23 protein-coding genes are annotated in these 22,128 nt (G+C 77.6%); 10 read left to right on the forward strand and 13 right to left on the reverse strand.

The window, feature by feature from the left end:
- The first annotated feature begins 102 nt into the window (after window positions 1-102).
- The 6 genes from KLI87_RS41160 to KLI87_RS27945 all read left to right on the forward strand — a co-directional run bounded on the left by KLI87_RS41160 (window position 103) and on the right by KLI87_RS27945 (window position 5,510).
- On the forward strand, window positions 103-1,659 hold the full coding sequence (locus KLI87_RS41160; protein ID WP_308166240.1) for a histidine kinase: 1,557 nt from the start codon (window positions 103-105) through the stop codon (window positions 1,657-1,659).
- The gene (locus tag KLI87_RS27925) at window positions 1,656-2,321 is read left to right on the forward strand and encodes a response regulator transcription factor (RefSeq protein WP_214619319.1); all 666 of its coding nucleotides are present in this window, start codon (window positions 1,656-1,658) and stop codon (window positions 2,319-2,321) included. The genes KLI87_RS41160 and KLI87_RS27925 overlap by 4 nt, the downstream gene beginning before the upstream one ends.
- A 75-nt stretch (window positions 2,322-2,396) precedes the next feature.
- Window positions 2,397-3,158 (forward strand): RNA polymerase sigma factor, encoded by a 762-nt coding sequence (locus tag KLI87_RS27930; RefSeq protein WP_214619320.1) that lies wholly within the window; start codon window positions 2,397-2,399, stop codon window positions 3,156-3,158.
- A complete protein-coding gene (locus tag KLI87_RS27935; protein WP_214619321.1) occupies window positions 3,155-3,973 on the forward strand; it encodes a methylated-DNA--[protein]-cysteine S-methyltransferase in 819 nt (272 codons plus the stop codon). The genes KLI87_RS27930 and KLI87_RS27935 overlap by 4 nt, the downstream gene beginning before the upstream one ends.
- Before the next feature lie 154 nt (window positions 3,974-4,127).
- A complete protein-coding gene (locus tag KLI87_RS27940; RefSeq protein ID WP_156216616.1) occupies window positions 4,128-5,177 on the forward strand; it encodes an NAD-dependent epimerase/dehydratase family protein in 1,050 nt (349 codons plus the stop codon).
- A 75-nt stretch (window positions 5,178-5,252) separates the two neighbouring features.
- Window positions 5,253-5,510, forward strand: a complete 258-nt coding sequence (locus KLI87_RS27945; protein ID WP_214619322.1) for a hypothetical protein — start codon at window positions 5,253-5,255, stop codon at window positions 5,508-5,510.
- 49 nt (window positions 5,511-5,559) lie between these two features.
- Here the strand turns inward: KLI87_RS27945 and KLI87_RS27950 are convergent, their stop codons facing one another.
- Window positions 5,560-6,822 carry a glutamate--cysteine ligase gene (locus KLI87_RS27950; RefSeq protein WP_214619323.1) on the reverse strand — a complete coding sequence of 421 codons (1,263 nt, stop codon included), beginning with the start codon at window positions 6,820-6,822 and terminating at the stop codon, window positions 5,560-5,562.
- A 176-nt stretch (window positions 6,823-6,998) separates the two neighbouring features.
- On the reverse strand, window positions 6,999-8,162 hold the full coding sequence (locus KLI87_RS27955) for a serine hydrolase (protein WP_214619324.1): 1,164 nt from the start codon (window positions 8,160-8,162) through the stop codon (window positions 6,999-7,001).
- A 288-nt stretch (window positions 8,163-8,450) separates the two neighbouring features.
- Between KLI87_RS27955 and KLI87_RS27960 the strand changes: the two genes are divergently transcribed.
- Both KLI87_RS27960 and KLI87_RS27965 read left to right on the forward strand, forming a co-directional pair.
- A complete protein-coding gene (locus KLI87_RS27960) occupies window positions 8,451-9,032 on the forward strand; it encodes a cysteine hydrolase family protein (protein WP_156216607.1) in 582 nt (193 codons plus the stop codon).
- A gap of 12 nt (window positions 9,033-9,044) precedes the next feature.
- Window positions 9,045-9,968: a GlxA family transcriptional regulator gene (locus KLI87_RS27965; protein WP_214619325.1), complete on the forward strand. Its 924-nt coding sequence runs from the start codon at window positions 9,045-9,047 to the stop codon at window positions 9,966-9,968.
- A gap of 37 nt (window positions 9,969-10,005) precedes the next feature.
- Here the strand turns inward: KLI87_RS27965 and KLI87_RS27970 are convergent, their stop codons facing one another.
- The 3 genes from KLI87_RS27970 to KLI87_RS27980 all read right to left on the reverse strand — a co-directional run bounded on the left by KLI87_RS27970 (window position 10,006) and on the right by KLI87_RS27980 (window position 12,503).
- Entirely contained in the window at window positions 10,006-10,632 is a 627-nt protein-coding gene (locus tag KLI87_RS27970) for a YigZ family protein (protein WP_214619326.1), read from the reverse strand.
- Between the two features lie 50 nt (window positions 10,633-10,682).
- On the reverse strand, window positions 10,683-11,414 hold the full coding sequence (locus KLI87_RS27975; RefSeq protein WP_308166241.1) for a DUF3152 domain-containing protein: 732 nt from the start codon (window positions 11,412-11,414) through the stop codon (window positions 10,683-10,685).
- Window positions 11,415-11,717: 303 nt separating this feature from the next.
- Entirely contained in the window at window positions 11,718-12,503 is a 786-nt protein-coding gene (locus KLI87_RS27980) for an HAD-IIA family hydrolase (RefSeq protein WP_156216603.1), read from the reverse strand.
- Between the two features lie 46 nt (window positions 12,504-12,549).
- Here KLI87_RS27980 and KLI87_RS27985 point away from each other — a divergent pair, with 46 nt between their 5' ends.
- On the forward strand, window positions 12,550-12,999 hold the full coding sequence (locus KLI87_RS27985; protein WP_214619327.1) for a RidA family protein: 450 nt from the start codon (window positions 12,550-12,552) through the stop codon (window positions 12,997-12,999).
- A 95-nt stretch (window positions 13,000-13,094) separates the two neighbouring features.
- Here the strand turns inward: KLI87_RS27985 and KLI87_RS27990 are convergent, their stop codons facing one another.
- From KLI87_RS27990 to KLI87_RS28000, 3 genes are all read right to left on the reverse strand, one after another.
- On the reverse strand, window positions 13,095-13,670 hold the full coding sequence (locus KLI87_RS27990) for a TerD family protein (RefSeq protein ID WP_214619328.1): 576 nt from the start codon (window positions 13,668-13,670) through the stop codon (window positions 13,095-13,097).
- Between the two features lie 132 nt (window positions 13,671-13,802).
- Window positions 13,803-15,647: an acyl-CoA dehydrogenase gene (locus tag KLI87_RS27995; protein WP_214619329.1), complete on the reverse strand. Its 1,845-nt coding sequence runs from the start codon at window positions 15,645-15,647 to the stop codon at window positions 13,803-13,805.
- Complete coding sequence (locus KLI87_RS28000) at window positions 15,637-16,719, reverse strand: acyltransferase domain-containing protein (protein WP_308166242.1); 1,083 nt, start codon at window positions 16,717-16,719, stop codon at window positions 15,637-15,639. Before KLI87_RS28000 ends, KLI87_RS27995 begins: the two co-directional genes overlap by 11 nt.
- A 270-nt stretch (window positions 16,720-16,989) precedes the next feature.
- On the opposite strand from KLI87_RS28000, the gene KLI87_RS28005 reads away from it, so the two are divergent.
- Window positions 16,990-18,090 (forward strand): 3-oxoacyl-ACP synthase III family protein, encoded by a 1,101-nt coding sequence (locus KLI87_RS28005; RefSeq protein WP_246249733.1) that lies wholly within the window; start codon window positions 16,990-16,992, stop codon window positions 18,088-18,090.
- 50 nt (window positions 18,091-18,140) lie between these two features.
- On the opposite strand, the gene KLI87_RS28010 is transcribed toward KLI87_RS28005, so the two are convergent.
- The 5 genes from KLI87_RS28010 to KLI87_RS28030 form a co-directional block, all read right to left on the reverse strand.
- Window positions 18,141-18,587 carry a DoxX family protein gene (locus tag KLI87_RS28010; protein WP_156216593.1) on the reverse strand — a complete coding sequence of 149 codons (447 nt, stop codon included), beginning with the start codon at window positions 18,585-18,587 and terminating at the stop codon, window positions 18,141-18,143.
- A gap of 126 nt (window positions 18,588-18,713) precedes the next feature.
- Complete coding sequence (locus KLI87_RS41165) at window positions 18,714-20,144, reverse strand: hypothetical protein (RefSeq protein WP_214619331.1); 1,431 nt, start codon at window positions 20,142-20,144, stop codon at window positions 18,714-18,716.
- On the reverse strand, window positions 20,120-20,737 hold the full coding sequence (locus KLI87_RS28020; RefSeq protein ID WP_214619332.1) for a bifunctional 2-polyprenyl-6-hydroxyphenol methylase/3-demethylubiquinol 3-O-methyltransferase UbiG: 618 nt from the start codon (window positions 20,735-20,737) through the stop codon (window positions 20,120-20,122). Before KLI87_RS28020 ends, KLI87_RS41165 begins: the two co-directional genes overlap by 25 nt.
- The gene (locus KLI87_RS28025; RefSeq protein ID WP_214619333.1) at window positions 20,734-21,459 is read right to left on the reverse strand and encodes a TIGR04282 family arsenosugar biosynthesis glycosyltransferase; all 726 of its coding nucleotides are present in this window, start codon (window positions 21,457-21,459) and stop codon (window positions 20,734-20,736) included. Before KLI87_RS28025 ends, KLI87_RS28020 begins: the two co-directional genes overlap by 4 nt.
- Window positions 21,456-22,124: a glycosyltransferase family 2 protein gene (locus KLI87_RS28030; protein WP_214619334.1), complete on the reverse strand. Its 669-nt coding sequence runs from the start codon at window positions 22,122-22,124 to the stop codon at window positions 21,456-21,458. Before KLI87_RS28030 ends, KLI87_RS28025 begins: the two co-directional genes overlap by 4 nt.
- Window positions 22,125-22,128 lie beyond the last annotated feature (4 nt).

Below are 22,128 nucleotides of genomic sequence, written 5' to 3' on the forward strand. Positions count from 1 at the left end.
GCCGACACCGACGAAAGTCAAGGATCGCCGCCCCCGCCCTGGGACGCCCGCGCGCGGGCGTCCCGGCCTCGCCGGACCCCGCTCTGAACTAGGTTGGGGCCCGTGACCGACACCCGACCGCCCCGGCCGGAACCGGCGGCCGGACCCGCCCCCCGGGCCGCGGGGACCACGGCCGGCCCCCCCGACACCCCCCCCGGCCCCGATACGCGCCCGGGCACGCCGCGCGCTCTGGGACGGGCCGCGCGGCGCGCCGCCCGCCGGGCGGCGCGGCTGCTGCCCGCGCCGCGCCCGCCCTCCCCGCCCCACGTCCGCGACGCCGACCTCGCCCTGGCCGTCGGCGCGCTGCTGGTCACCGTCCTGATGAGCGCCGTCGCCTCCGGCCCCGAGGACCACCCCCTGTGGCCCGGCGGCCTCGCGCTGATCGTCCTGACCACCGTCCCGCTCGCGCTGCGCCGCCGCCACCCGCTGCTGCTGCTGGTCGCCGCGACCCTCGGCCCCCCGCTGTACTACCCGCTCGGCTACCCCGACGGGCCGCTGGCGTTCGTGTTCCTGGTCGCGCTGTTCAACGCCGCCGTCGAATGCCGCCTGGCGGTGTCGCTGGGCGCCGTCATCGTCGTCAACGCCGGGTTCCTGGCCGCCTCCCTCACCCGCGGGCACGACGGCGGCGCCGACCCGCAGGCGATCGTGGACGCCCGCGGCGTGACCTCCCTCACCCTCGGCCTGCTGATCACCGTCGCGCTCGGGCAGTACGTCCGCAGCCGCCGCGACCGCGCCGAGGCCGCCGAACGCCGCGCCGCCGAGGCCGAACGCGGCCGCGAGGAGGAGGCGCGCCGCCGCGCCACCCAGGAGCGGCTGCGGATCGCCCGCGAACTCCACGACGTCCTCGCCCACCAGATCTCCCTCATCAACGTCCAGGCCGGTGCTGCCCTGCACCGCCGCGACGACACCGACGCCGCCGACACCGAACGCGCCTACGCCGCCCTTGAGGCGATCAAAACCGCCAGCAAGCAGACCCTGCGGGAACTGCGCGGCGTCCTCGGCGTCCTCCGCCACGTCGACCACGACGACCCTGACACACCCGACACACCCGGAGGGCCGGGGCGCGGGGGCAGCCCCGTCGCGCCCGCCCCCTCCCTCGCCCGCATCGACGACCTGCTCCGCCAGACCGCCGCCGCCGGGCTGACCGTCCACCGCGCCGGCGACCTCGCCCCCACCGGCGACGACCCCGACGGCGCCGCCGCCGACGCCCGCCTGGACGACCTCCCGCCCCCCGTCGGGCTCGCCGCCTACCGCATCGTGCAGGAGGCGCTCACCAACACCGTCCGCCACGCCGGCGCCGCCACCGCCACCGTCCGCGTCTTCCGCACCCCCGGCGCGGTGATCGTGCAGATCGACGACGACGGCACCACCGCCGGCACCCCCACCGGCCCGGCCGCCGAAACCGGCGCCGGGACCGGCGCCGCGTCCGGCGCGGTGCGCGGGAACGGGCTGCGCGGCATGCGCGAACGCGCCGCCACCGTCGGCGGCGAACTGACCGCCGGACCCCGCCCCGGCGGCGGGTTCCGGGTCTGGGCACGGCTGCCCCTCGCCGGCCCCCACGACACACACGACACACACGTCCCCGACGACGCACACGAGACAACCGAGGAGATCACGTGATCCGGGTGGTGCTGGCCGACGACCAGACGCTGGTGCGGGCCGGGTTCCGGTCGATCCTGGAGGGCGAGGACGACATCGAGATCGTCGCCGAGGCCGGCGACGGCGAGCAGGCCGTCCGCCTCGCCGCCGACCTGCGCCCCGACGTCGTGCTGATGGACATCCGCATGCCCGTCCTGGACGGCCTGGAGGCCACCCGACGCATCATGGGCGACCCGCGGCTGGAGGCCGTCCGCGTCGTCATCCTCACCACCTTCGACCTCGACGACTACGTCTACGGCGCGATCAAGGCCGGCGCCAGCGGGTTCCTGGTCAAGGACACCGAACCCCCCGAACTGATCCACGGCGTGCGGGTCGTGGCGCGCGGCGACGCGCTGCTGGCCCCCACCGTCACCCGCCGCCTCATCGCCGAGTTCGCCTCCCGGATCACCGAGCCGCCGCCCGCCGCCGAGCTGTCCGCGCTCACCGACCGCGAACGCGAGGTCCTCGGCCTCGTCGCCACCGGACTGTCCAACGAGGAGATCGCCGGACGGCTCGTCCTGTCCCCCGCCACCGCGAAGACCCACGTCAGCCGTATCCTGGCGAAACTGGGGGCCCGGGACCGCGCCCAACTCGTCGTCCTGGCCTACGAGACCGGCATGATCCGCCCCGGCTGGCTCGGCTGACCCCCGCCCCGAACCCGAGGGGCGGGCGGACGCAACCCGACAGGTCACGGCGGTGTTCGAACAGATGTGACGGTCATGGACGAAACCACCCCGAAGACACGCGCGGACACGCGGCACCCCGACGCGGCACCGGACACCGCCGCCGCGGACGCCAATGCCGACGCCAATGCGGACGCCGGGACCGACGCCGGGACCGACGCGCGGGCGGCCGCGGCCGAGGACACCGCCGCCGAGGTCACCGCGGCGCTCGCCCGCGACCTCGACGCCGGGTTCGCCGCCCTGTACCAGGCGTACCGGGGGGCGGTGTTCTCCACCGCGCTGCGCCTCACCGGGCGCTGGGCCGAGGCCGAGGACCTGGCCGCCGAGGCGTTCCTGCGCGCCTACCGCGCCCTGTGCGGCTACGGCCCGCGGCGGATCGCCGAGCTGCGGCCCCGCGCCTGGCTGCTGACGATCCTGACGAACCTGTGGCGCAACGGGCTGCGCACCGCCGCCCGCCGCCCCCCGCCCGGTCCGCTGGAGGACGCCCCCGACCCGCCCGACCCCGCCGAACCCGTCGAGGCCGCCGCCGCCCGCCACGAGACCCGCCGCGAACTCGCCGCGCTGCTGGCCGGCCTGCCCGCCGCGCAGCGCGCCGCCGTCGTCCTGCGGCACGTCACCGACCTGCCCGTCGCCGAGATCGCCACCGTCCTCGACCTGCCCGAGGGCACCGTCAAATCCCACATCTCCCGGGGCCTGGCCCGCCTGCGCGCCCTCGCCGCCGAGGAACCCGACCAGGACGCCGACCGGCGCCCCGCACCCCACCAGCCGCGCCACCACACGCAAGGGGGCACCCCATGAACCACCACACCGAACCCACCACCGGCACGGACGCCCCCGCGACCGGCCCCACCGCCGCCGACCTCACCGCCGACCTCACCGCCGGTCTCGCCGGGCTGGCCGCCGACGCGCCCGCCGGGCTGCTGGACCGCATCGCCGCCCGCCGCGTCTCCGTCCCCGGCCCCCTGGAGGACCTCCAGGTCGCCTTCACCGACCACGGCGTCGCGTTCCTGCGCGCCGGGATGGACGAACCCGCCTTCACCGCCGCGTTCCGCGCCCGGTTCGCCCGCCCGCTGCTGCCCGCCGACCGGCCCCCCGCCGGGCTCGTCCCCGCCCTGCGCACCGGACGCCTCGCCGGGCTGCCGCTGGACCTGCGCGGCCTCACCGACTTCGAGGCCGCCGTGCTGCGCGCCACCGCCACCATCCCCCGCGGCCAGACCCGCCCCTACGCGTGGGTCGCGCGGCAGGCCGGGAGCCCCCGCGCCGTCCGCGCCGCCGGATCCGCACTCGGCCGCAACCCCGTCCCGCTGCTGATCCCCTGCCACCGCGTCACCCGCTCCGACGGCGCCGTCGGCGACTACGTGTTCGGCGCCGAGGCCAAGGCGCGGCTGCTGCGCGCCGAGAACGTCGACCTCGACGAGGCCGCCGCGCTGGCCGCCCGCGGGATCCGCCTGATCGGCAGCGACACCACCGGCGTCGTCTGCTACCCCACCTGCGCCGACGCGCGCCGCATCACCCCCGCCCACCGGCACGGGTTCCGCGGGCTGCCCGCCGCGCTCGCCGCCGGATACCGGCCCTGCCTCCACTGCCGCCCCGGCGAACCCCGATCCGCCTGACCCGGCCCCCGGCCCCTGCCCGGCCCGCACGCGGCGCCCGCCCGCCTGGCGGCGCATACAACGCCGCCAGGCGGGAATGGGCCCGACCCGTCCACCTCACCACCGGACGACCACACCACCAAGGCCAGGCAGGGCCGAAACGGGGGAGTTCACCATGCGGGTCGTCGTCACCGGCGCCACCGGCAACATCGGGACCAGCACGCTCGCCGCGCTCGCCGCGGACCCGCGCGTCACCGCCATCACCGGCATCGCGCGCCGCCTCCCCCACCGCGAGGCCCCCAAGACCACCTGGGAACGCGCCGACATCACCGACACCGACCTGGTCCCCCTGCTGCGCGGCGCCGACGTCCTGATCCACCTGGCGTGGCTGTTCCAACCCACCCACCGGCCCCCCGTCACCTGGGACGCCAACGCCGTCGGCAGCGCCCGCGTGTTCGAGGCCGCCGCCCGCGCCGACGTCCCCGCCCTGGTCTACTCCTCCTCCGTCGGCGCCTACTCCCCCGGCCCCAAGGACCGCGCCGTCGACGAGTCCTGGCCCACCCACGGCTGGCCCGGCGCCGCCTACAGCCGCGAGAAGGCCTACGTCGAACGGCTCCTGGACGCCCACCAGGCCCGCCACCCGGACCGGCGCGTCGTGCGGATCCGCCCCGGGTTCATCTTCGAACGCCAGACCGCCGCCCAGCAGCGCCGCCTGTTCGCCGGGCCGCTGCTGCCCGGCCGCCTCGTCCGGCCCGGCCTCATCCCCCTCGTCCCCGACCTGCCCGGCATGCGCCTCCAGGCCCTCCACTCCGCCGACGCGGGCGAGGCGTTCGCGCTCGCCGCGCTCGGCGACGCCCGCGGCGCCTTCAACATCGCCGCCGACCCCGTCCTGGACGCCACCGAACTCGCCGGGCTGCTGGACGCCCGACCCGTCCGGCTGCCCGCCCGCGGCGTCCGCGCCGCGCTCGCCGCCGCCTGGGCCCTGCGGCTGGTCCCCGCCTCCCCCGGCCTCCTCGACCTCGCGCTCCGCGTCCCCGTCATGGACACCGCCCGCGCCCGCGACGAACTCGGCTGGACCCCCCGGCACACCTCCCGCGAGGCCATCGCCGAGTTCCTGGACGGCCTGCGCGCCGGCGCCGGACGCGACACCCCGCCCCTGTCCCCCGACACCAGCGGACCCGCCCGCGCCCACGAGATCTCCACCGCCCTCCGCCGCCGCCCCTGACACCACCGAACCCCGCACCACCCACGACCCGACACACCCGCGATCCGCATCCACGCAGCACGAGGAGGCCGCCCAATGCCCATGATCACGCCCGCCCACCTGCACGCCCTGCTCGCCTCCACCGACCGCGGCGCCGCGCTCGTCCTGCTCGCCGGGCGCCCCGCCGTCGTCCCCTCCGCCACCGCCGCGGACGCCGCCGACGACGTCCTGGTGATCACCACCCGGGACGCCGTCATCGCCGAACTCGACACCGGCGCCAACGACGAGCAGCTCGAACGCCTCGCCCAGCGCCTCGACGTCGCCCTGGACAGCCTCGACATCCTCGGCGGCTGACCCCGCCGACCCCGCAGACCCGCGGCCCGCCGTATTCGGGCGGGGACGGTCAGGGGAGGCCGCCCCGGTCCTGCGCCGCGTCCCCGACCGGCCCGACCGCGCCGGGAACGACCGCGGCCGCCTCCAAGGGGCCGCCCCGAACCGCGCCCGCCCCGCCATCGGGCGCCCCCGACGACGCGGAGGGCAGCACGCCCGACTCGGTGTCGCGGGCCAGCGCCTCCAGCAGCGCCCGCCGCCCCCGCGCCGCCGCCCGCCGCTGCCGCCGCGCGCCCGTCCCCTCCCGCCGGACCGCCTCCACCACCGCCCGCACCCACGCCAGGTCACCAGTCCGCGCCAGCGACGGCGCCGCCCGCGCCACCAGGTCCCCCAGCAGCCGCCACGCCGGCACCGCCCGCCCGGTGAAGGGGTCCAGCGCCGGGCCGTCCATACCGTGCCGCGCCGCGCCCCACAGCGCCGCCGCGCACACCTGCTCGTCCAACCGCGGCGCCTCCCGCCCCGCCGACAGGTCCGCCAGCGCCGCGCCCACCAGCCCCCGCACCAGCGCCGCCTGCAACGCCGCCTCGTCCGCCGTCGCCGCCGCGTCGGCCGCCCGCACCTCCACCGTCGGCCACCGCGGCGACGGGCGCGCCAGCCAGAACGTCATCGCCGGGTCCACCAGCACCCCCGACTCCACCAGCACCGCCACCCGCCGGTCGTGGTCGGCCGCCGACGCCGACCACGGCGGCACACCCGCCCCCGGGAACCGCGCCAGCTCCACCAGCCGGTGGCTGGCGTACCCGGAGTCGCGGCCGCGCTGGAACGGCGAGTTCGCCGACAGCGCCAGCAGCGGCGCCAGCCACGGACGCAGATGGTTCACCACCGCCACCGCCGTCTCCCGGTCCGCGACGCCCACGTGGACGTGGCAGCCGCACGCCTGGTAGTCGGCGATCACCGTGCCGTAGGCGGCGGTGATCCGCGCGAACCGCTCGCCCGGCGACGGCGGCGGCGCCGCCCCGCCCAGCACCGGCGCACCCGAGGACACCAGCCGCATCCCGCCCGCCCGCGCCGCCTCCGCCAGCCGCGCCCGCCCGAACCGCAGCTGCGCCGCCAGCCCCGGCACGTCCCGGCACACGCCCGTGGCCGCCTCGACCTGCGAGGTGAGCAACTCGGTCTGGAACGACCCGCCCGTCCGCGCCCAGCGGTGCCGCCGCGCCCGCGCCAGCACCCCCTCCGCCCCCGGAACGCTCTCGCCCGTCACCGCGTCCACCAGCAGGAACTCCTCCTCCACCCCCAGGCTCACGCCCGAGGCGCAGGAGTCCGCCACCTCGCCCATACCGATCCCCCCAGTCCGACCCGTCCCCCTCACCCCGGGACATGCCCGAACAAACCGGTCTTTCCCACCCCCGTCCAAGATCTTTCCAATGGGGTCGGCGCCCCGGGCCGGCCGCCCGCGCCCCCGCGCCAGACGAGCCAGACGACCGGCCCAGGACACCCCCAAGGCGGACGCCGTCACGCGGATGGGCAGAACACCCGCTCCATCGCCGTGCCCGCCGCCTGGCCCGCCCGGCTGATGTCCTTGCCGCTCAACGTCAGCGACACCGCGAACTCGCGGCGGCCGTCATCGGAGTAGAAGGTCATCGCCAGGTAGCCGGCGGTGGTCCCGCCCATGACCTTGAACGTGCCGCACAGGTCCCCGCCCGCGAGCCCCCGGCCGCCCGGGGCGCCCGGGGCGGCCAGGCCGCCGCCGCCGGGCAGCCGGTCGGTCAGCACGCGCTGCAGCTCCGGCGGCAGCAGCCTGCCCTGGACGAACGCCCGCTTGTAGACGCTCATGTCGCGCGCGGTGGAGACCACCCCGCCCGCCGCCCCGGCGATGCTGGCGTTGAACCGGTCCACATCGCGCAGCCGGCCGTCGGCGTCGGGGTAGTAGCCGTGGCCGTGCGGCCCCCGGATGCCCTCCGGCGGCTTGAGCGGCAGGTAGGTCCGGGTCATCCCCAGCGGCCCGAACAGGTGGCCGTGCATCTCGGTCGCCAGGTCCCGGCCCGTCACCCGCTCGATGATCATCCCGAGGAGGGTGTAGTTGGTGTTGGAGTAGGCGTACCGCTCGCCCGGCTCGCCCGTGCGGGGGCGGCCCCGGCTCCAGCCCACGATGTCGAGCGGCGAGTAGTCCGTCGTGAAGTCGAACACGTCGAACGCCGGCTCCTCCCCCTCGCTGCCGTCCGGGTTCGGCTTGGCGGCGTACCAGTCGGGGATGCCGGAGGTGTGCCGGATCATCTGCCGCACCGTGATGTCCTCGGCGCGCGCCACCAGGTCCTTCTCCACCACCACCGGCAGCAGGTCGGCGAGCTTGTCGTCCACGCCCAGCCGCCCCTCCTTCACCAGTTGCAGCACGACGGTCGCCACCATCTCCTTGGTCTGCGACCCGATCCGGAACCGGGCGCCCGGCGGGATCCGCCCGCCCTTCCCGTCCAGCAGCCGGGAGCCGCCGCTGCCCTGCCCCGCAAGCCTCCCGTCGACGTAGGCCGCGCCGACGACGCCCACCACCCCCGGGGTCCTCGCCGCCTCCTCCAGCGCCGCCTGCACGTCCCCCACCCGCGCCGGAGGCGCGGCGGAGGCCGTCCCCGCCGGCGCCGCCATCACCACGGCGGCACCGGCGGCCAGACCCGCCCTCCCCAACGGCCGACGAACCTTCCCCAACACCACGACGCACACCCTCTCGTGATCACCTTCCGCCGCCGGGGCGCCGCCCCGGCGCGGGCCGTCCCGGCCCGCGCCACCACTGAAGCCGCCGGGGCGTTGCGGCGGCGTATGCGCCTTTCGATACACCCGCGATACACCCCCCGATACACCCCGACACCCCCGCGCCGAGCCCCTCGGCCCGGGGCCGACCCTGACCGGATCGTTCCGCATCACGCCGCGATGGTGCCTGCCGCGCGCCCCCGCCCGCCCGGCAGGATGACCGGTATGAACCGAGCGCTACTCGTCATCGACGTCCAAGAGTCCTTCCGCCGCCGCGAGCTGTGGCAGGCGGTGTCCGCCCCCGACATCGCCGAGCGCACCGCCCGGCTGGTCGAGGCCGCCCGCGCCGCCGGCGACCTGGTCGTGTGGATCCTGCACGCCGACCCCGGCACCGGCAGCCCCTTCGACCCCGCCTCCGGCCACGTCCGCCTCATCGAGGGCCTGGAGCCGCGCGACGGCGAACCCGTCCTCACCAAGACCTCCCGCAACGCCTTCACCACCACCGGGCTCCAGCAGCTCCTCACCTCCCACGGCGTCCGCGAAGTGGTCATCTCCGGCATCCAGACCGAGCAGTGCTGCGAGACCACCGCCCGCCTGGCCGCCGACCTCGGCTACGGCGTCACCTTCGTCACCGACGCCACCGCCACCTTCCCCATCCCCCACCGCGACGCCCCCGCCGGGCGCCCCCTCGCCGAGGTCCTCGCCGACCCCGCCACCCTGCCCACCGACCAGATCATCGCCCGCACCGAGTACGCCCTCGCCGGACGGTTCGCGACCATCGCGACCCTCGCCTCCTTCACCGGCTAGAATGACCGGATCGTGAACCAGATCGCCTTCCTGCTCGTCCCCGGGCTGCACCTGCTCGACCTCGCCGGGCCCGCGCAGGTGTTCTCCACCGCCGCCCAGGCCGGCCACCCCTACCGGCTCACCTACCACGCCGAGCAGGAAGGCGTCCCCACCGCCCAGGGCCTCACCGTCCAGGCCACCACCGACTGGCCCCGCCTCACCAGCGACGACATCCTGCTGGTCCCCGGCTGGCACCAGGACCCGGGCGCCCCCCACACCCCGCCCGTCGGCGAGCGCACCGCCGCCCGCATCGCCGCCCACCACGCCGCCGGCGGCCTGGTCGCCAGCGTCTGCGCCGGCGCGTTCGCCCTCGGCCACGCCGGGCTCCTGGACGGCCGCCGCTGCACCACCCACCACCGCCTCCAGGACGTCCTGGCCCGCCGCCACCCCCGCGCCACCGTCATCCGCGACGTCCTCTACGTCACCGACGACCGCGTCGTCACCTCCGCCGGCATCGCCAGCGGCATCGACCTCGCCCTGCACCTGGCCGCCGCCCGGCACGGCCCCCGCACCGCCGCCCGCATCGCCCGCGCCATGGTCGTCTACGCCCGCCGCAACGGCGACGAACCCCAGGCCAGCGCCATGCTCCGGCACCGCGCCCACCTCAGCGACACCGTCCACCACGCCCAGGACCTCATCGACACCGGCTACACGCGCACGCTGCCGCTGGCCGACCTCGCCGCCGCCTCCGGCGTCAGCGAACGCACCCTCAGCCGCCGCTTCACCGCCGCCACCGGCCGCACCCCCCTGCGCTACCAGCAGGAACTCCGCCTGGAACGCGCCGAGCACCTCATCTCCCAGGGCGCCACCACCGAGGCCGCCGCCCACGCCGTCGGGTTCGCCGACGCCCGCATGCTCCGCCGCCTCCGCGCCACCGCCCCCCGCCAGACCGCCTGACCGGCGGTACCCCCGGCAGCGGGACGGCCGAGCCGGCTCAGCCGGTGACCGGCACCTCCACGAACCCCGGCGTGCCCCGCCGCACCCGCGCCCGCCCCGCCGTCGCCTCCGCCGCCCACGCCTCGAACGCCCCCACCCCCTCCACCGGCACCACCACGTCCGCCTCCACCTCCGCCCCGTAGCGGACGTCCCCCGGACGCAGCCCCCGCCCGTGCAGGTCACCCAGGAAACGCCCCGCCAGCGCGTGCTCCACCTCCACCGTCACCGTCACCACCGGGCGCAGCTCCACCACCCCCACCGCGTCGACCGCGTCCGCGACCGCCTGCCCGTAGGCGCGCGCCAACCCGCCCGCGCCCAGCTTCACCCCGCCGAAGTACCGCGTCACCACCGCCGCCGTGCCGGTCAGCCCCCGCCGCACCAGCACCTCCAGCATCGGGATCCCCGCCGTCCCCGCCGGCTCCCCGTCATCGCTGCTCTTGGCGATCTCCCCGCGCTCGCCCACCACGTAGGCGGTGCAGTTGTGCGTCGCGTCCCGGTGCGCCCGCCGATGCGCCGCCAGGAACTCCACCGCCTCCGCCTCGCCGCCCACCCGGGCGAGCGTGCAGACGAACCGGGACCTGCGGACCTCCAGCTCACGCGAGCCCGCACTCTTGATCATGCGCATGGTCGCACCGAGTCTAGGCCCCGCACCCCGCCCCGCCCGACCCCCCGTGATCAGTCGGGGTGCGGCCACGGGTTCGCGCGGCACCCGTACAGCGACTTGCTCTGCTGCACCATCACCGGCGCCCGCCGCCCCCGCCCCGGGCACCCCGCGTGCCCGTGCCCCAGCGCGTGCCCCACCTCGTGGCCGATCAGGTACTCCCGGTAGGACGCCAGGTCCGCGCCGTAGGACGCCGCGCCCTCCCCGTACCGGCGCGCGTTGATCACCGAGCGGTCCCCGTGCCCGCACGACAGCTCCCCGCCCGTCACCAGCGGCGCGCACATCCGGTCGGTCATCGCCGGGCTCGACAGCGCCACCCGGAACCGCACCGGACCGTCCGCCACCCGTTCGAACCGCATCACCCCGCCGTGCCCCCACCCGCGCGGATCGTTCAGCACCCGGTGCACCTCCGCCGCGAACTCCGCGCCGTCCAGCGGCAGCCCCCGCTCCACCTCCACCCCGTACCGGACGAGCGTCCCCCGCGCCCCCGCCGGCGGCGCCGCCGTCCCCGGCACCCGCGCGTACGACCCGGCCGCCGAGTCCGGGACCCGCACCCGCACCGGCTGCCGCCGCCCGTTCACCACCGGACCCGCCGCGGCCGGGTCCGCCGCCAGCGCCGACACCGCGTCCCCCGACCCGGGCCCGGAAAGGGCGGGCCGGACTCTGACCGGATCCCCGGCGGGCACCGTCAACGCCGCGTCGCCGCCCAGCAGCACCACGACGGCGCCCGGCGCCAGCCACCGCACCCGCCGGCGGGCACTCCAGCGGGCCCGCCATCGGCCATGGCGCGCATGAGACGGATCGCTGGACCTCCGCACGGCTCCCCGGGTCGGCGTCGGGCACCGGAACCGCCCCGCGAGGGCACCGGCGTGGTCACCCGCCGGCGGCCCGCGCCGCCGTCCCCCCGCCCGCCCCCGAGACGCGCCCCGGCGCGAATCGATGAACCACGCGGGAACCTAGCCGACCGCGAGCCGCCCAAACCACCCCGGGACAGGACACCCCCGGCACACGCCGCCGGGACGGACCGCCAGGCCCGCCGGGGCCGCGGATCAGGCTCCGACCAGGTCGATCACGTCCGCGATCGACGGCACCACCCGCGACGGCCGGAACGGGAACCGCTCGACCTCCTCCTTGCGGGTCACCCCGGTCAGCACCAGGATCGTCTCCAGCCCCGCCTCCACGCCCGCGACGATGTCGGTGTCCATCCGGTCCCCGACCATCGCGGTGCGCTCGCTGTGCCCGCCGACCACGTTCAGCGCCGTCCGCATCATCAGCGGGTTCGGCTTGCCGACGAAGTAGGGCTCCACCCCCGTCGCCCGCGTGATCATCGCGGCGACCGCGCCGCACGCCGGCAGCGACCCCTCCGGCGACGGGCCGACCGGGTCGGGGTTGGTCGCCACGAACCGCGCGCCGCCCTCGATCAGCCGGATCGCCCGCGTGATCTGCGAGAAGCTGTAGGTGCGGGTCTCGCCCAGCACCACGTAGTCGGGGTCGATGTCGGTGAGGACGAAGTCGGCCTCGTGCAGCGCCGTCGTCAGCCCCGCCTCGCCGATCACATACGCCGACCCCTGCGGGCGCTGGTCGGCCAGGAACCGCGCCGTGGCCAGCGCCGAGGTCCAGATCGACCCCGCCGGCACCTCCAGCCCCAGCGCCGCCAGCCGCGCTGACAGGTCCCGCCTGGTGTAGATCGAGTTGTTGGTCAGCACCAGGAACGGCTTGCCCGAGGCCGCCAGGCGGCGCACGAACTCCTCGGCGCCCGGCACCGGCCGCCCCTCGTGCACCAGCACCCCGTCCATGTCGGTCAGCCAGTAGTCGATCGGCCCGCGCTCGGTCATGCCCCCATTGTCGCAGGTGACGATCACCGGCCGGTACCGTGACCGGGTGAGCGACGACAGCGGCCCCCGCGCCGGAACCGGAATCCGCGACATCGACAGCCCCGACCTCGCGCCCGGGCCCGGCTACAGCCACGCCGTGTCCGCCGACCTGCCCGCCCGGCTGGTCGTGCTGAGCGGCCAGATCCCCCTGGACGCCGCCGGCGAGCTCGTCGGCCCCGGCGACCTGGAGGCCCAGACCCGGCAGGTGTTCGCCAACCTGCACGCCGCGCTCACCGCCGCGGGCGCCGGGTGGGAGCACGTCGTGCGGCTCGGCTACTTCCTGCGCGACGCGGGCCGGGTCGGCGTCGTCCGCGCCGTCCGCATGGAGGTGCTGCCCGCCGGGGTGTCGCCCGCCGCCTCGCTCATCGAGGTGCCCCGCCTCGTCCGCGACGACTTCCTCGTCGAGATCGAGGCGATGGCCGTCGTCCCCGGCGCAAGGGCGGAACCGGCCCGATGAGGACGGGGCGCCCGGGTCCCCGAAAGGACCCGGGCGCCCCGGCGCTCATCCCGTCCCGGCGGTCCTCACACGCCCCGCCCCGGGCCCCGGGCGCCTCAGACGTTCACGCCGAAGTCGGAGGCGATGCCCGCCAGACCCGACGCGTAGCCCTGGCCCACCGCGCGGAACTTCCACTCCGCGCCGTTGCGGTACAGCTCACCGAAGACCATCGCGGTCTCGGTCGAGGCGTCCTCCGACAGGTCATACCGTGCGATCTCGTTGTTGTCGGCCTGGTTCACCACCCGGATGAACGCGTTGCGGACCTGCCCGAAGCTCTGCTGGCGGCCGTCGGCGTCGTAGATGGAGACCGGGAACACGATCTTGGCGACCTCGGCGGGGACGCTCGTCAGCCCCACCTTGATCTGCTCGTCGTCGCCCTCGCCCTCACCGGTGAGGTTGTCGCCGGTGTGCTCGACCGAGCCGTCGGGGCTCTTGAGGTTGTTGAAGAACACGAAGTGCTGGTCCGAAAGGACCTTGTTCTCCGCCGAGCACAGCAGGGCGCTGGCGTCGAGGTCGAAGTCGGTTCCGGTCGTGGTGCGCACGTCCCAGCCCAGACCCACCACGACGGCGGTCAGTCCGGGAGCCTCCTTCGTCAACGAAACGTTGCCGCCCTTGCTCAGACTGACTCCCACTGTGCCTACCTCCGTATCGCGCGTCGCGGATGCCCTTCACCCGCGCGCTCTGTAACGAGAACGGTAGCCACCCTGCGCGGGTTCCCCCGCATCCTTTCCGAACTCCCGGCGTGGCGCCGGCGTCTTCCCCTGTCAGCCGCCCCCCGGGCCGCCCGCGCGGGTGAAGGACGCGGGCGGCGCGGTGACCTCGGCGGGCAGTTCCAGCGCCGCCGCCAGCTCCGCCGCGTCCGGCGCGAGCGCGTCGCCGACCCGCCGCCGCGTCTCCGCCGCCTCCTCCAGCACCCCCGGCCGCGCCACGCCCTCGTTCAGCAGGTCCCCGGCGCGGCCCTCCAGCCAGTCCAGCGCGTACAGGGCCAGCGTCCGCCGCAGCGCGGGCGGGCCCGACTCCGCCGCGCCCGCCACGATCTCCAGCACCGTCCGGTCCGCGCACGCCCGCGCCGTCCGCGCCGCCAGCGCCAGGTTGTCGTTCCAGGCGGTGAAGTCGTCGGCCCCCGCCCCGCGCGCGGCCTCCACCCGGTCCGCGAGGCGGTCGCGGAGCCGCCGCTCGGCCTCGCCCGCCAGGAACAGCCACGTCCGCGGCGACTCCAGGTCCCCGCCGCCGGGCGGTTCCGGTTGCGCGGGGGGCGGGGTGTAGCGGTCCAGCGCCGCCATCGCCCGGGCCGTGTCGTAGAGGATCAGCTCGTTGTCGCCGCCCGCGTTCAGGTAGGCGTGGGTGAGGCCCCGGTAGGCGTTGAGACGCTCCACCGCCGCGAACCCCGGCGCGCCGCTGTGGACCCGGCACCGCGACACCGTCTCCTGCGCCTGGACGGTCGCCGCGACCTTCAGCAGCGCCAGGTCCCGGTCGACCGCCGACCACGGCGCCCACGCCGTGCCCGGCCCGCCCGGCGCGGGCGCCGCCGCCGGCCGCGCCTTGACGTGCCCCGCGACGGCGGTCAGCGCGTACGCCGAGGCCAGCGCCCCGAGCACCGCCTCCCGCTGGTTGCGGTAGTCGGTCAGCGGGCGGCGCGGCCCGAGCCGCCCCAGCGTGCCCCGCCCCGCCGAGTGCGCCAGCAGCGTCCCCGCCGAGGCCCGCGCGACCGCCGCCGACGCCGAGATCACCGCCCGCCACACCGGCGGTGCGATGCCCATCGACCGCGTCAGCCGCGCCGCCGCCGACCCCGCCGGATCGTGGAAGGCGCCGCCGTCGATGCGGGCGCCGTCGCGCAGCCACGCCCCGTAGGGGACGTGCAGGTCCTCCAGCAGCACCGCCGCGTAGTCGACCCGCAGCCCGCTGGTCTCGGGCGCCGCGACGACCCGGACGCCGGCGGGGACCTCGCCGCCCGGCCCCCGCAGCGGCACCACGAACACGAACACCCCGCGCTCGACCCCGGCGTGCACCAGCGTCGCGTACACCGCCGCGACCTTGGGGACGCCGGGATGGCCCGCGCTGGTGGGGAACTTCGCCGCCGCCGCGTCGGGGGTGCTCAGCACGAACCCGCCGGTCGCCGGGTCGTGCCGGGCGGTCGTGCGCGGCGACAGGTGGCTGTTGCTGCGCCCCACCTCGGTCATCAGCAGCGTCCCGAACGCCTCCATCGACTCCAGCGCCGCGCGCGCCGCCGCCGGGCCCCCCGGGCCCTCCGGGCCGTCCCGCCCCTCCCCGAACCGCATGATCGGGCCCAGCGCCAGCGTGTAGTGCAGCAGCATGACGTGGAACAGCGCCGGGTCGGCGATCGCGGCGCGCTCCAGCAGCCCGCACAGCGCCGGCGGGTCGGCCAGCAGCGCGGCGGCCGGCGGCGCGGCCCGCCCGGCGCGGCGCAGCCGCGCGTAGGTGAGGGCGAGCCGCTCGTCGGCGGTCAGCCCGGAGGGGTAGCCGAAGCAGTCCGGGGGGACGGCCTCGGCCAGCCACGCGCGCGCCGCGTCGTCCAGCGCCGCCGTGCCGCGCACGAAGTCCCGCAGCCCGGTGCCGGCGCCGGTACCCGCGCCGGGATCAGTGGCCATCGTGGAGCTCCCCCTCGCGTCCGGGCGCCGGGGAGATGCCCGCCGCCGACTTGCCCTCGGCCGGGGACGCCCCCGCCGCGCCGGACGGCGGGGCCGCCGGCCGCCCGGCGGAGGGGCGCTCGCGCAGCGGCGCCAGGGTCCGCGCGTCCGGCACCGACAGCCGCGCGCACCGGCACAGCGCGCTGCCCGGCCCCGCCTCGGTGAACACCGTCGCGCCGGCGGCGTGGACGGCGCGCAGCGCCTCCGGCAGCCGCACCGGCGAGACGACGCAGTCGGCCAGCGCCCGGTGCAGGTCGTCGGCGTCGGTGTAGGCGCGGCCCCGCACCGGGGAGTGCACCCGCACCCGCAGGGGCCGCTGCGGGAACCCGCGGATCGCCGCGTACCACTCCTCGTCGGCGCCCGCCATCGCCGGGTGGTGCGACAGGTAGGGCACCGCGAGCCGGACGGCCCGCACCCCCCGCGGCGCCGCCTCCGCCAGCACCGCCTCCAGCGGCTTGTCGGGGCCGCTGACCACCGTCACCTCCGGCGCGTTCAGGCACGCCACCACGACCTCCGGCGCGCCCGCCGCCGCGATGACGGCGCGGGTCGCCTCCTCGCCGGCCTCCAGCATCCCCATGCCGCCGCCCGCGCCGTGCCGCGCGAGCACCTCCACCAGCGCGACCGCCATCCGCGCGCCGTCGGCGATCGCGAACGCCCCCGCGCACACCAGCGCGGCGATCTCCCCGAAGCTCTGCCCGACGGCGTGGCCGGGCTGGATCCCGCCCGTCCGCAGCGCCCGGTCGACCGCGACCGAGGCGGCGTACCCGCACAGCTGCGCGACGCCCGGCGCCCGCGCCGCCGCCCGGTAGCCGCCGGGGTCCTCCAGCAGGATCGCGCGCAGCGACGGCCACCCCGTACGGGGCAGGCCCTCCTGCACCGCGTCCAGGACGTCCTCGACCGCGCGGGCGGCGGCCGGGGACCAGCGGGTGGGCGAGACCAGGTCGGGTACACCCGCCGAGCCGGTGCCGGCGAACAGGAAGGCACAGACGTCGTCGGGCTTGAGCTCCTCGGCCGGACGGAAGGACACAGGCACCCGGGGTCTCCTTACCTGAAAGGAAGGCTCGCTTTTCTTTCCGGATAAAGGCCGCTGAACAATTTTGATATGGAACAAAAACCCTGAAATGGGATTATTCACTCGTGGGATCGGTCTGGCAACCGTCGGTCGCGTCAGCATGCGACGCCGCACGCGCCGATAGCGCGGCGGGCGGCACGTGCGCGCGGCGCCCGGCGGCGCGCCCCTGCGACGCCAGGCCGACCGGCCCGCCACGGCCACCGGCCCCGCGCCGGTGGAGGGGAGCGACGCATGACCTGGAAGCAGACCGGCCCGCGGCTGCGAACCGACATGGCCGTTCCGGAGGGCGCGCAGAGCCCTCCCCCCAGGACGGAGCCGCGGCGGACCGAAACCCCCGGCACGGGATGGGCGATCCGGGGCACCGGCTCCTACCTGCCCTCCCGCCGCGTGGAGAGCGACGGCATCGCCCGCGCGCTGGGCCTGCCCCCCGACTGGATCGAGAGCCGCACCGGCATCCGCTCCCGGAGCGTCGCCGCGCCCGGGCAGGCCGCCTCCGACCTGGCCGCGGCCGCCGCCCGCCGCGCGCTGGAGCGGGCCGGGCTCGCCCCCGGCGACCTCGGGCTCATCGTCCTCGGCACCTCCACCCCCGACGAACTCGGGCCCTCCACCGCCTGCCGCGTCCAGGCGCTGCTCGGCGCCGGGCGGGCCGCCGCCTTCGACGTCTCCGCCGCCTGCACCGGGTTCGTGTACGGGCTCCAGGCCGCCGTCGGATGGCTGTCCACCCAGCGCGGCGCCGCCCCCTACGCGCTGGTCGTCGGCGTCGAGGTGTACTCGCGGTTCCTGGACCCCGCCGACCGCGCCACCTCCGCGCTGTTCGGCGACGGCGCCGCCGCCGCCGTCATCGGCCCCGCCCCCGGCCCGTACGGGATCGGGCCGATCACCCTCGGATCGGACGGGACGCACGCCGGCGACGTCCTCATCCCCGCTGGCGGCAGCCGCGCCCCCGCCGCGCCCGAGACCCTCGCGGGGCTCGGCCACACCATCCGCATGGACGCGCGCGCCGTCCGCGGCTTCATCACCGAGATCTTCCCCCGGCTGGTCGCCGAGGCGTGCGAGGAGGCCGGGGTCAAGCCCGCCGACCTCGCGCTGGTCGTCCCCCACCAGCCCAACCCCCGGCTGGTCGCCTCGCTGGCCGCCGAGGCCGGGCTGGAGCCTGAGCAGCTCGCCATCGCCGGACGCGACGCCGGCAACATCGGCGCCGCGAGCCTCCCCCACGCCCTGGACGCCGCCGTCCGCGCCCGCGGCCTCAAGGGCGGCGACCTGGTCCTGCTCGCCGGGTTCGGCGCGGGCGTGACCTGGGGCCGCACGCTCATCACCTGGCCCCCGACCTGACCCCGCGGGCCGGGGCGGCCCGGAGCCGCCGGCTCCGGGCCGCTTCCGGCTCAGCGGCGCGGCGCGCGCAGCAGCGCGCCGGTCTCGGCGCGGCGGTCCCACGCGATCACGGCGAACACCACCGCGAACGCGGCGGGCAGCGCCGCCCACGGCGCCGACAGCACCAGCAGCTGCGTCGCCGCGGCCCCCGCCATCAGACCGATCAGCCCGACCGCCGCGAGGCCCGCCAGCCGGGGCACCACCAGCCCGATCGCCCCCGCCGCCTCGACCGCGCCCGTCACGTACCGGAACCACTGGCCCCAGCCGATCTCCTCGAACGTCCGGACGGCCTCGGCCTGCCCGGCGAACTTCGGCAGCGCCGACCCGGCGAACAGGAACACCGCGAGCAGGATCTGCGCGCCCCACAGGACCCTGCGCAGCGTCCGGCGCCCGCCCCGCGTGGTGGCCGGTGAGGACGCGGGGGTGGTGGCGGGGGTGGAGGAGGAGATGGCGGCCATGGTCGTGGTCCCTTCGTGCGAGGTGTCTCATCGGCTTTCACCGACGCGTCGCGCGGGCCCCGCCCCGATCGACATCCCCGCCGGAACTTTTTTCGCCGCCCGTGCCGCCGACCGTGCCGCCGAGGGTCACCACGGCGACAGCACCAGCGCCTGGACGGCCAGCGCCGTCGCCGCCTGCGCCGCCAGCCACCACCGCGACCGCGGCCCCCGCAGGGACGCGGCGGCCAGCGTCCACGCCGCGAACGGCAGCCAGATCCGCTCCACCTCGCCCTTGGTGACGCCCGACAGGTCCAGCGCGAGCATCCCCACCAGCGCCGCGCACACCGGCAGCGCCGCGCCCGGCCCCGGCCCCGGTGATGGTGATGGTGACGGCGCAGACCTCAGGGCCCGCGCCGCCCGCCGCACCGCCGCCACCGCGTCCAGCACCGCGTCCGGTAGCGCGTGGGCGACGGCCGGGCCCACCAGCAGTCCCAGCACCGCCAGGTCCGCGAACACGAAGTAGCCGTAGGAGCGCCGCGCCGACCCCCGGCTGACCAGGTAGGTGTCCAGCGTCGCGCGGACCCCGTCGGGCCACCAGAACCCCCCGGCGGTCAGCGCCGCGGGCACCACCACCAGCCCCGCGCCGAGGGCCGCCAGCACCACCGGGCGGGGACGCGCCGGCAGCAGCACCGCCGCCGGCACCGCGAACAGCGGCAGCAGCCCGTAGCTCAGATACGGCAGGCAGCCCAGCAGCAGCCCCGCGCCCACCGCCGCCGCCACCCGCGCCCCCGGACGCGCCGGACGCCGCCGCGCCGCCAGCGCGGTCAGCGCCGTCCCCCACGCGCCCACGCCCAGGAACAGCGCGTCCATCGACGTCGCGACCCACACCCCCAGCGGGGCCAGCACCAGGAACGGGACCGCCGCGCGCGCCGCCCGCTCGCCCGCCAGCTCCCGCACCGTCACCGCGATCGCCGCCGCCGCCGACGACCCCGCCGCGATCACCAGCGCCGCCGCCCAGCCCGTCCCGGGCAGGCCCGCCCGCTCCAGCAGCCACAGCACCAGCATCGGCAGCGGCGGATGCCCCCGCACATGGGTGGTGTAGCCGCCGAGCCGCTCGGTGAAGGTCCGCAGCCACTCCGCCGGGTCGGGACGCAGCTGCGCCAGCCCCGCCGGGTACTCCGTCGGCGCGTCCAGCGGCCCGGACAGCGCGCCCGGTCCGTCGGCCACCGCCAGCGCCACCGCCCACAGCGCCGCGCCCGCCCACGCGACCGGCGGCAGCGCCCGCCACGGCAGCCGTGACACCAGCGCGGGCAGCACCGCCACCCCGGCCGCCGCCACCGCCAGCGCGGGCAGCATCCCCCAGGTCGGCGGACGGTTCCGCAACCGCGCGTGCAGCGGCGGCAACGCGTCCTCGGTGGCCAGTCCCGCGCGCCGCAGGTGCCAGCCGACGGCGAACGCCGCCGCGATCCCCGCCGCCCACACGACCACCGCCCCCGCCCGCACGGCGCGCCGCGACGGGCGGCGCCGCGCGGCCGGTGCGGAGGCGCGCCCGGTCAGCGGGTCAGCGTGGCGAACCACCGGCCCGACTCCTCCCAGACCTCCGCCACCCGCACCGCGCACGCGGCCGCCAAGCCCGCGACGGCGTCGGCCGGGACGTGCGCCCACGCGAACCACTCGCCGACCGACCGGCCCGAACGCAGCCGCAGCGGCTCGACGCGCGCGCCGCCGCCCGGCGGGTCCACCTCCACCAGCATCCGGCCGCCGGGCGCCAGCAGCGCCGCCACCCGGCGCAGCAGCGCCTCGGCGTCACCGCCGATCCCCACGTTCCCGTCGGCCAGCAGCACCGTCTCCCAGCGGCCCGCGCCCGGCACCCGCCCGAACACGTCCCGGCGCAGCGCCGGACCGCCCGCCGCCACCGTCAGCGCCACGGCGGCGGGCGCGACGTCGATGCCCAGCACCGGGACGCCCCGGCGGGCCAGCGCCACCGTCAGCCGCCCCGGCCCCGACCCCACGTCCAGCGTCGCGCCCGCGCACCGCCGCAGCAGCCCCGCGTCGCCCGGACGCGGCGCCAGCCACTCCCACACCGGCAGCGGGCGGCGCCGCCCGTCGGCGTGCTCGATCTCCACCCGCGCCCCGCCCCGCAGCGCCTCCTCGTACAGCTCGCCGATCACGCCGGGACCGTCCTGCCCCCGGGCCCGGCCCCGGGCCCGGCCCCGGGCCCGACCCTGCGCCTCGTCCCGAGCCTGGTCCCGAGCGCCCGCACCGCCGCCGCGAACTCCCCGCCCGGCGCGGCCGCCGCGACCGCCGCGGCGTCGGCGGGGGTGTCCACGTCGGTCAGCACCGGCAGGACCGCCGTCCGCAGCCCCGCCGCGCGCAACCGGCCCAGCACCGCCGTCCCGGTGTCGGCGCGCGACATCGGCACCCCGAGCAGCAGCGAGGCGTCCGGGCGGCGCAGCCCCAGCAGCCAGAACCCGCCGTCGGCCGCCGGGCCGAACACCGCCCCGCGGGTCGCCAGCGCGGCGCACGCCCGCTCCAGCAGCGCGGCCGTCACCTGCGGCGTGTCCATCCCCACCAGCACCAGCGGGCGGCCCGCGTCCGCGTCGGCGAACGCGTGCGCGAGCCGCTCGTCCAGCCCGCCGCCGCGCTGCGCGCACACCGCGAACCCCTCCGGCAGCCACGGCCCCGGCGCACCCTCCAGCACCAGCGTCCGCCGCCCCGCCCGCGCCGCCGCGACCGCCGCGAGGGTGTCGCGCAGCGCCGCCCCCGCCAGCGCCGCCGCCTCCGCCGGCGTGTAGGCGGGGGTGAGGCGCGTCTTGACCCGGCCCGCGACCGGCTCCTTGGCGATGACGAGCAGGTCAGCCAGGTCGGCCGTTTCGGTGGCCGGCGCGCTCACGAGGCCGCCTCGGCCAGCACCCGCCGCATGTCGCGGACGGCGCGCACCGTCCCGCCGACCGTGCCGGTCACCTTCGAGGTCCCGGTCCGCGGCCGGTAGGGCACGTCCAGCTCGGCGACGCGCCAGCCCGCGCGGGCCGCGCGCAGCACCATCTCCAGCGGGTACCCGAACCGGCGGTCGGCCAGCCGCAGCGCGAGCAGGTCCGCGCGGCGCGCCGCGCGCATCGGCCCGAGGTCGCGCAGCCGCGTCCCGGCCCGCCGGTTCAGCGACCGCGCCAGGACGGCGTTGCCGAGCCGCGCGTGCGGCGGCCACGCGCCGCGCCCCACCGGCCGCCGCCGCCCCAGCACCAGCGCCGGCTCGCCCCCGGCCCCCAGGTCGGCGAGCGCGGCCACCAGCCGGGGCAGGTCCGCCGGGTCCAGCGAGGCGTCGGCGTCCATCACGCACACCACCTCGGCGGTCGCCGCCAGCAGCCCCGCGTGGCAGGCCGCGCCGAACCCGCGCACCGGGGCCGGGACGACCCGCGCGCCGAGGTCCGCGGCCACGCGCGCGGAGTCGTCGGTGGAGGCGTTGTCGACCACCAGCGCACGGAAGCCGTCCGGCATCCGCGCCAGCACCCAGGGCAACGCCTCGGCCTCGTCGAGGCAGGGAAGCACCACATCGATCACGGGC

The organism is Actinomadura sp. NEAU-AAG7, from assembly GCF_018603865.1.
GTDB lineage: Bacteria > Actinomycetota > Actinomycetes > Streptosporangiales > Streptosporangiaceae > Spirillospora > Spirillospora litoris.

What these genes read in the sequence shown, in the direction of transcription:
- KLI87_RS27960 (WP_156216607.1), top strand. Translation starts at nt 8,451, where the DNA reads ATGAACCGAGCGCTACTCGTCATCGACGTCCAAGAGTCCTTCCGCCGC.
- KLI87_RS27930 (WP_214619320.1), top strand. Translation starts at nt 2,397, where the DNA reads ATGGACGAAACCACCCCGAAGACACGCGCGGACACGCGGCACCCCGAC.
- KLI87_RS27995 (WP_214619329.1), bottom strand. Translation starts at nt 15,647, where the DNA reads ATGGCCACTGATCCCGGCGCGGGTACCGGCGCCGGCACCGGGCTGCGG.
- KLI87_RS27980 (WP_156216603.1), bottom strand. Translation starts at nt 12,503, where the DNA reads ATGACCGAGCGCGGGCCGATCGACTACTGGCTGACCGACATGGACGGG.
- KLI87_RS28005 (WP_246249733.1), top strand. Translation starts at nt 16,990, where the DNA reads ATGACCTGGAAGCAGACCGGCCCGCGGCTGCGAACCGACATGGCCGTT.
- KLI87_RS28010 (WP_156216593.1), bottom strand. Translation starts at nt 18,587, where the DNA reads ATGGCCGCCATCTCCTCCTCCACCCCCGCCACCACCCCCGCGTCCTCA.
- KLI87_RS27945 (WP_214619322.1), top strand. Translation starts at nt 5,253, where the DNA reads ATGCCCATGATCACGCCCGCCCACCTGCACGCCCTGCTCGCCTCCACC.
- KLI87_RS27940 (WP_156216616.1), top strand. Translation starts at nt 4,128, where the DNA reads ATGCGGGTCGTCGTCACCGGCGCCACCGGCAACATCGGGACCAGCACG.
- KLI87_RS27935 (WP_214619321.1), top strand. Translation starts at nt 3,155, where the DNA reads ATGAACCACCACACCGAACCCACCACCGGCACGGACGCCCCCGCGACC.
- KLI87_RS27970 (WP_214619326.1), bottom strand. Translation starts at nt 10,632, where the DNA reads ATGCGCATGATCAAGAGTGCGGGCTCGCGTGAGCTGGAGGTCCGCAGG.
- KLI87_RS27950 (WP_214619323.1), bottom strand. Translation starts at nt 6,822, where the DNA reads ATGGGCGAGGTGGCGGACTCCTGCGCCTCGGGCGTGAGCCTGGGGGTG.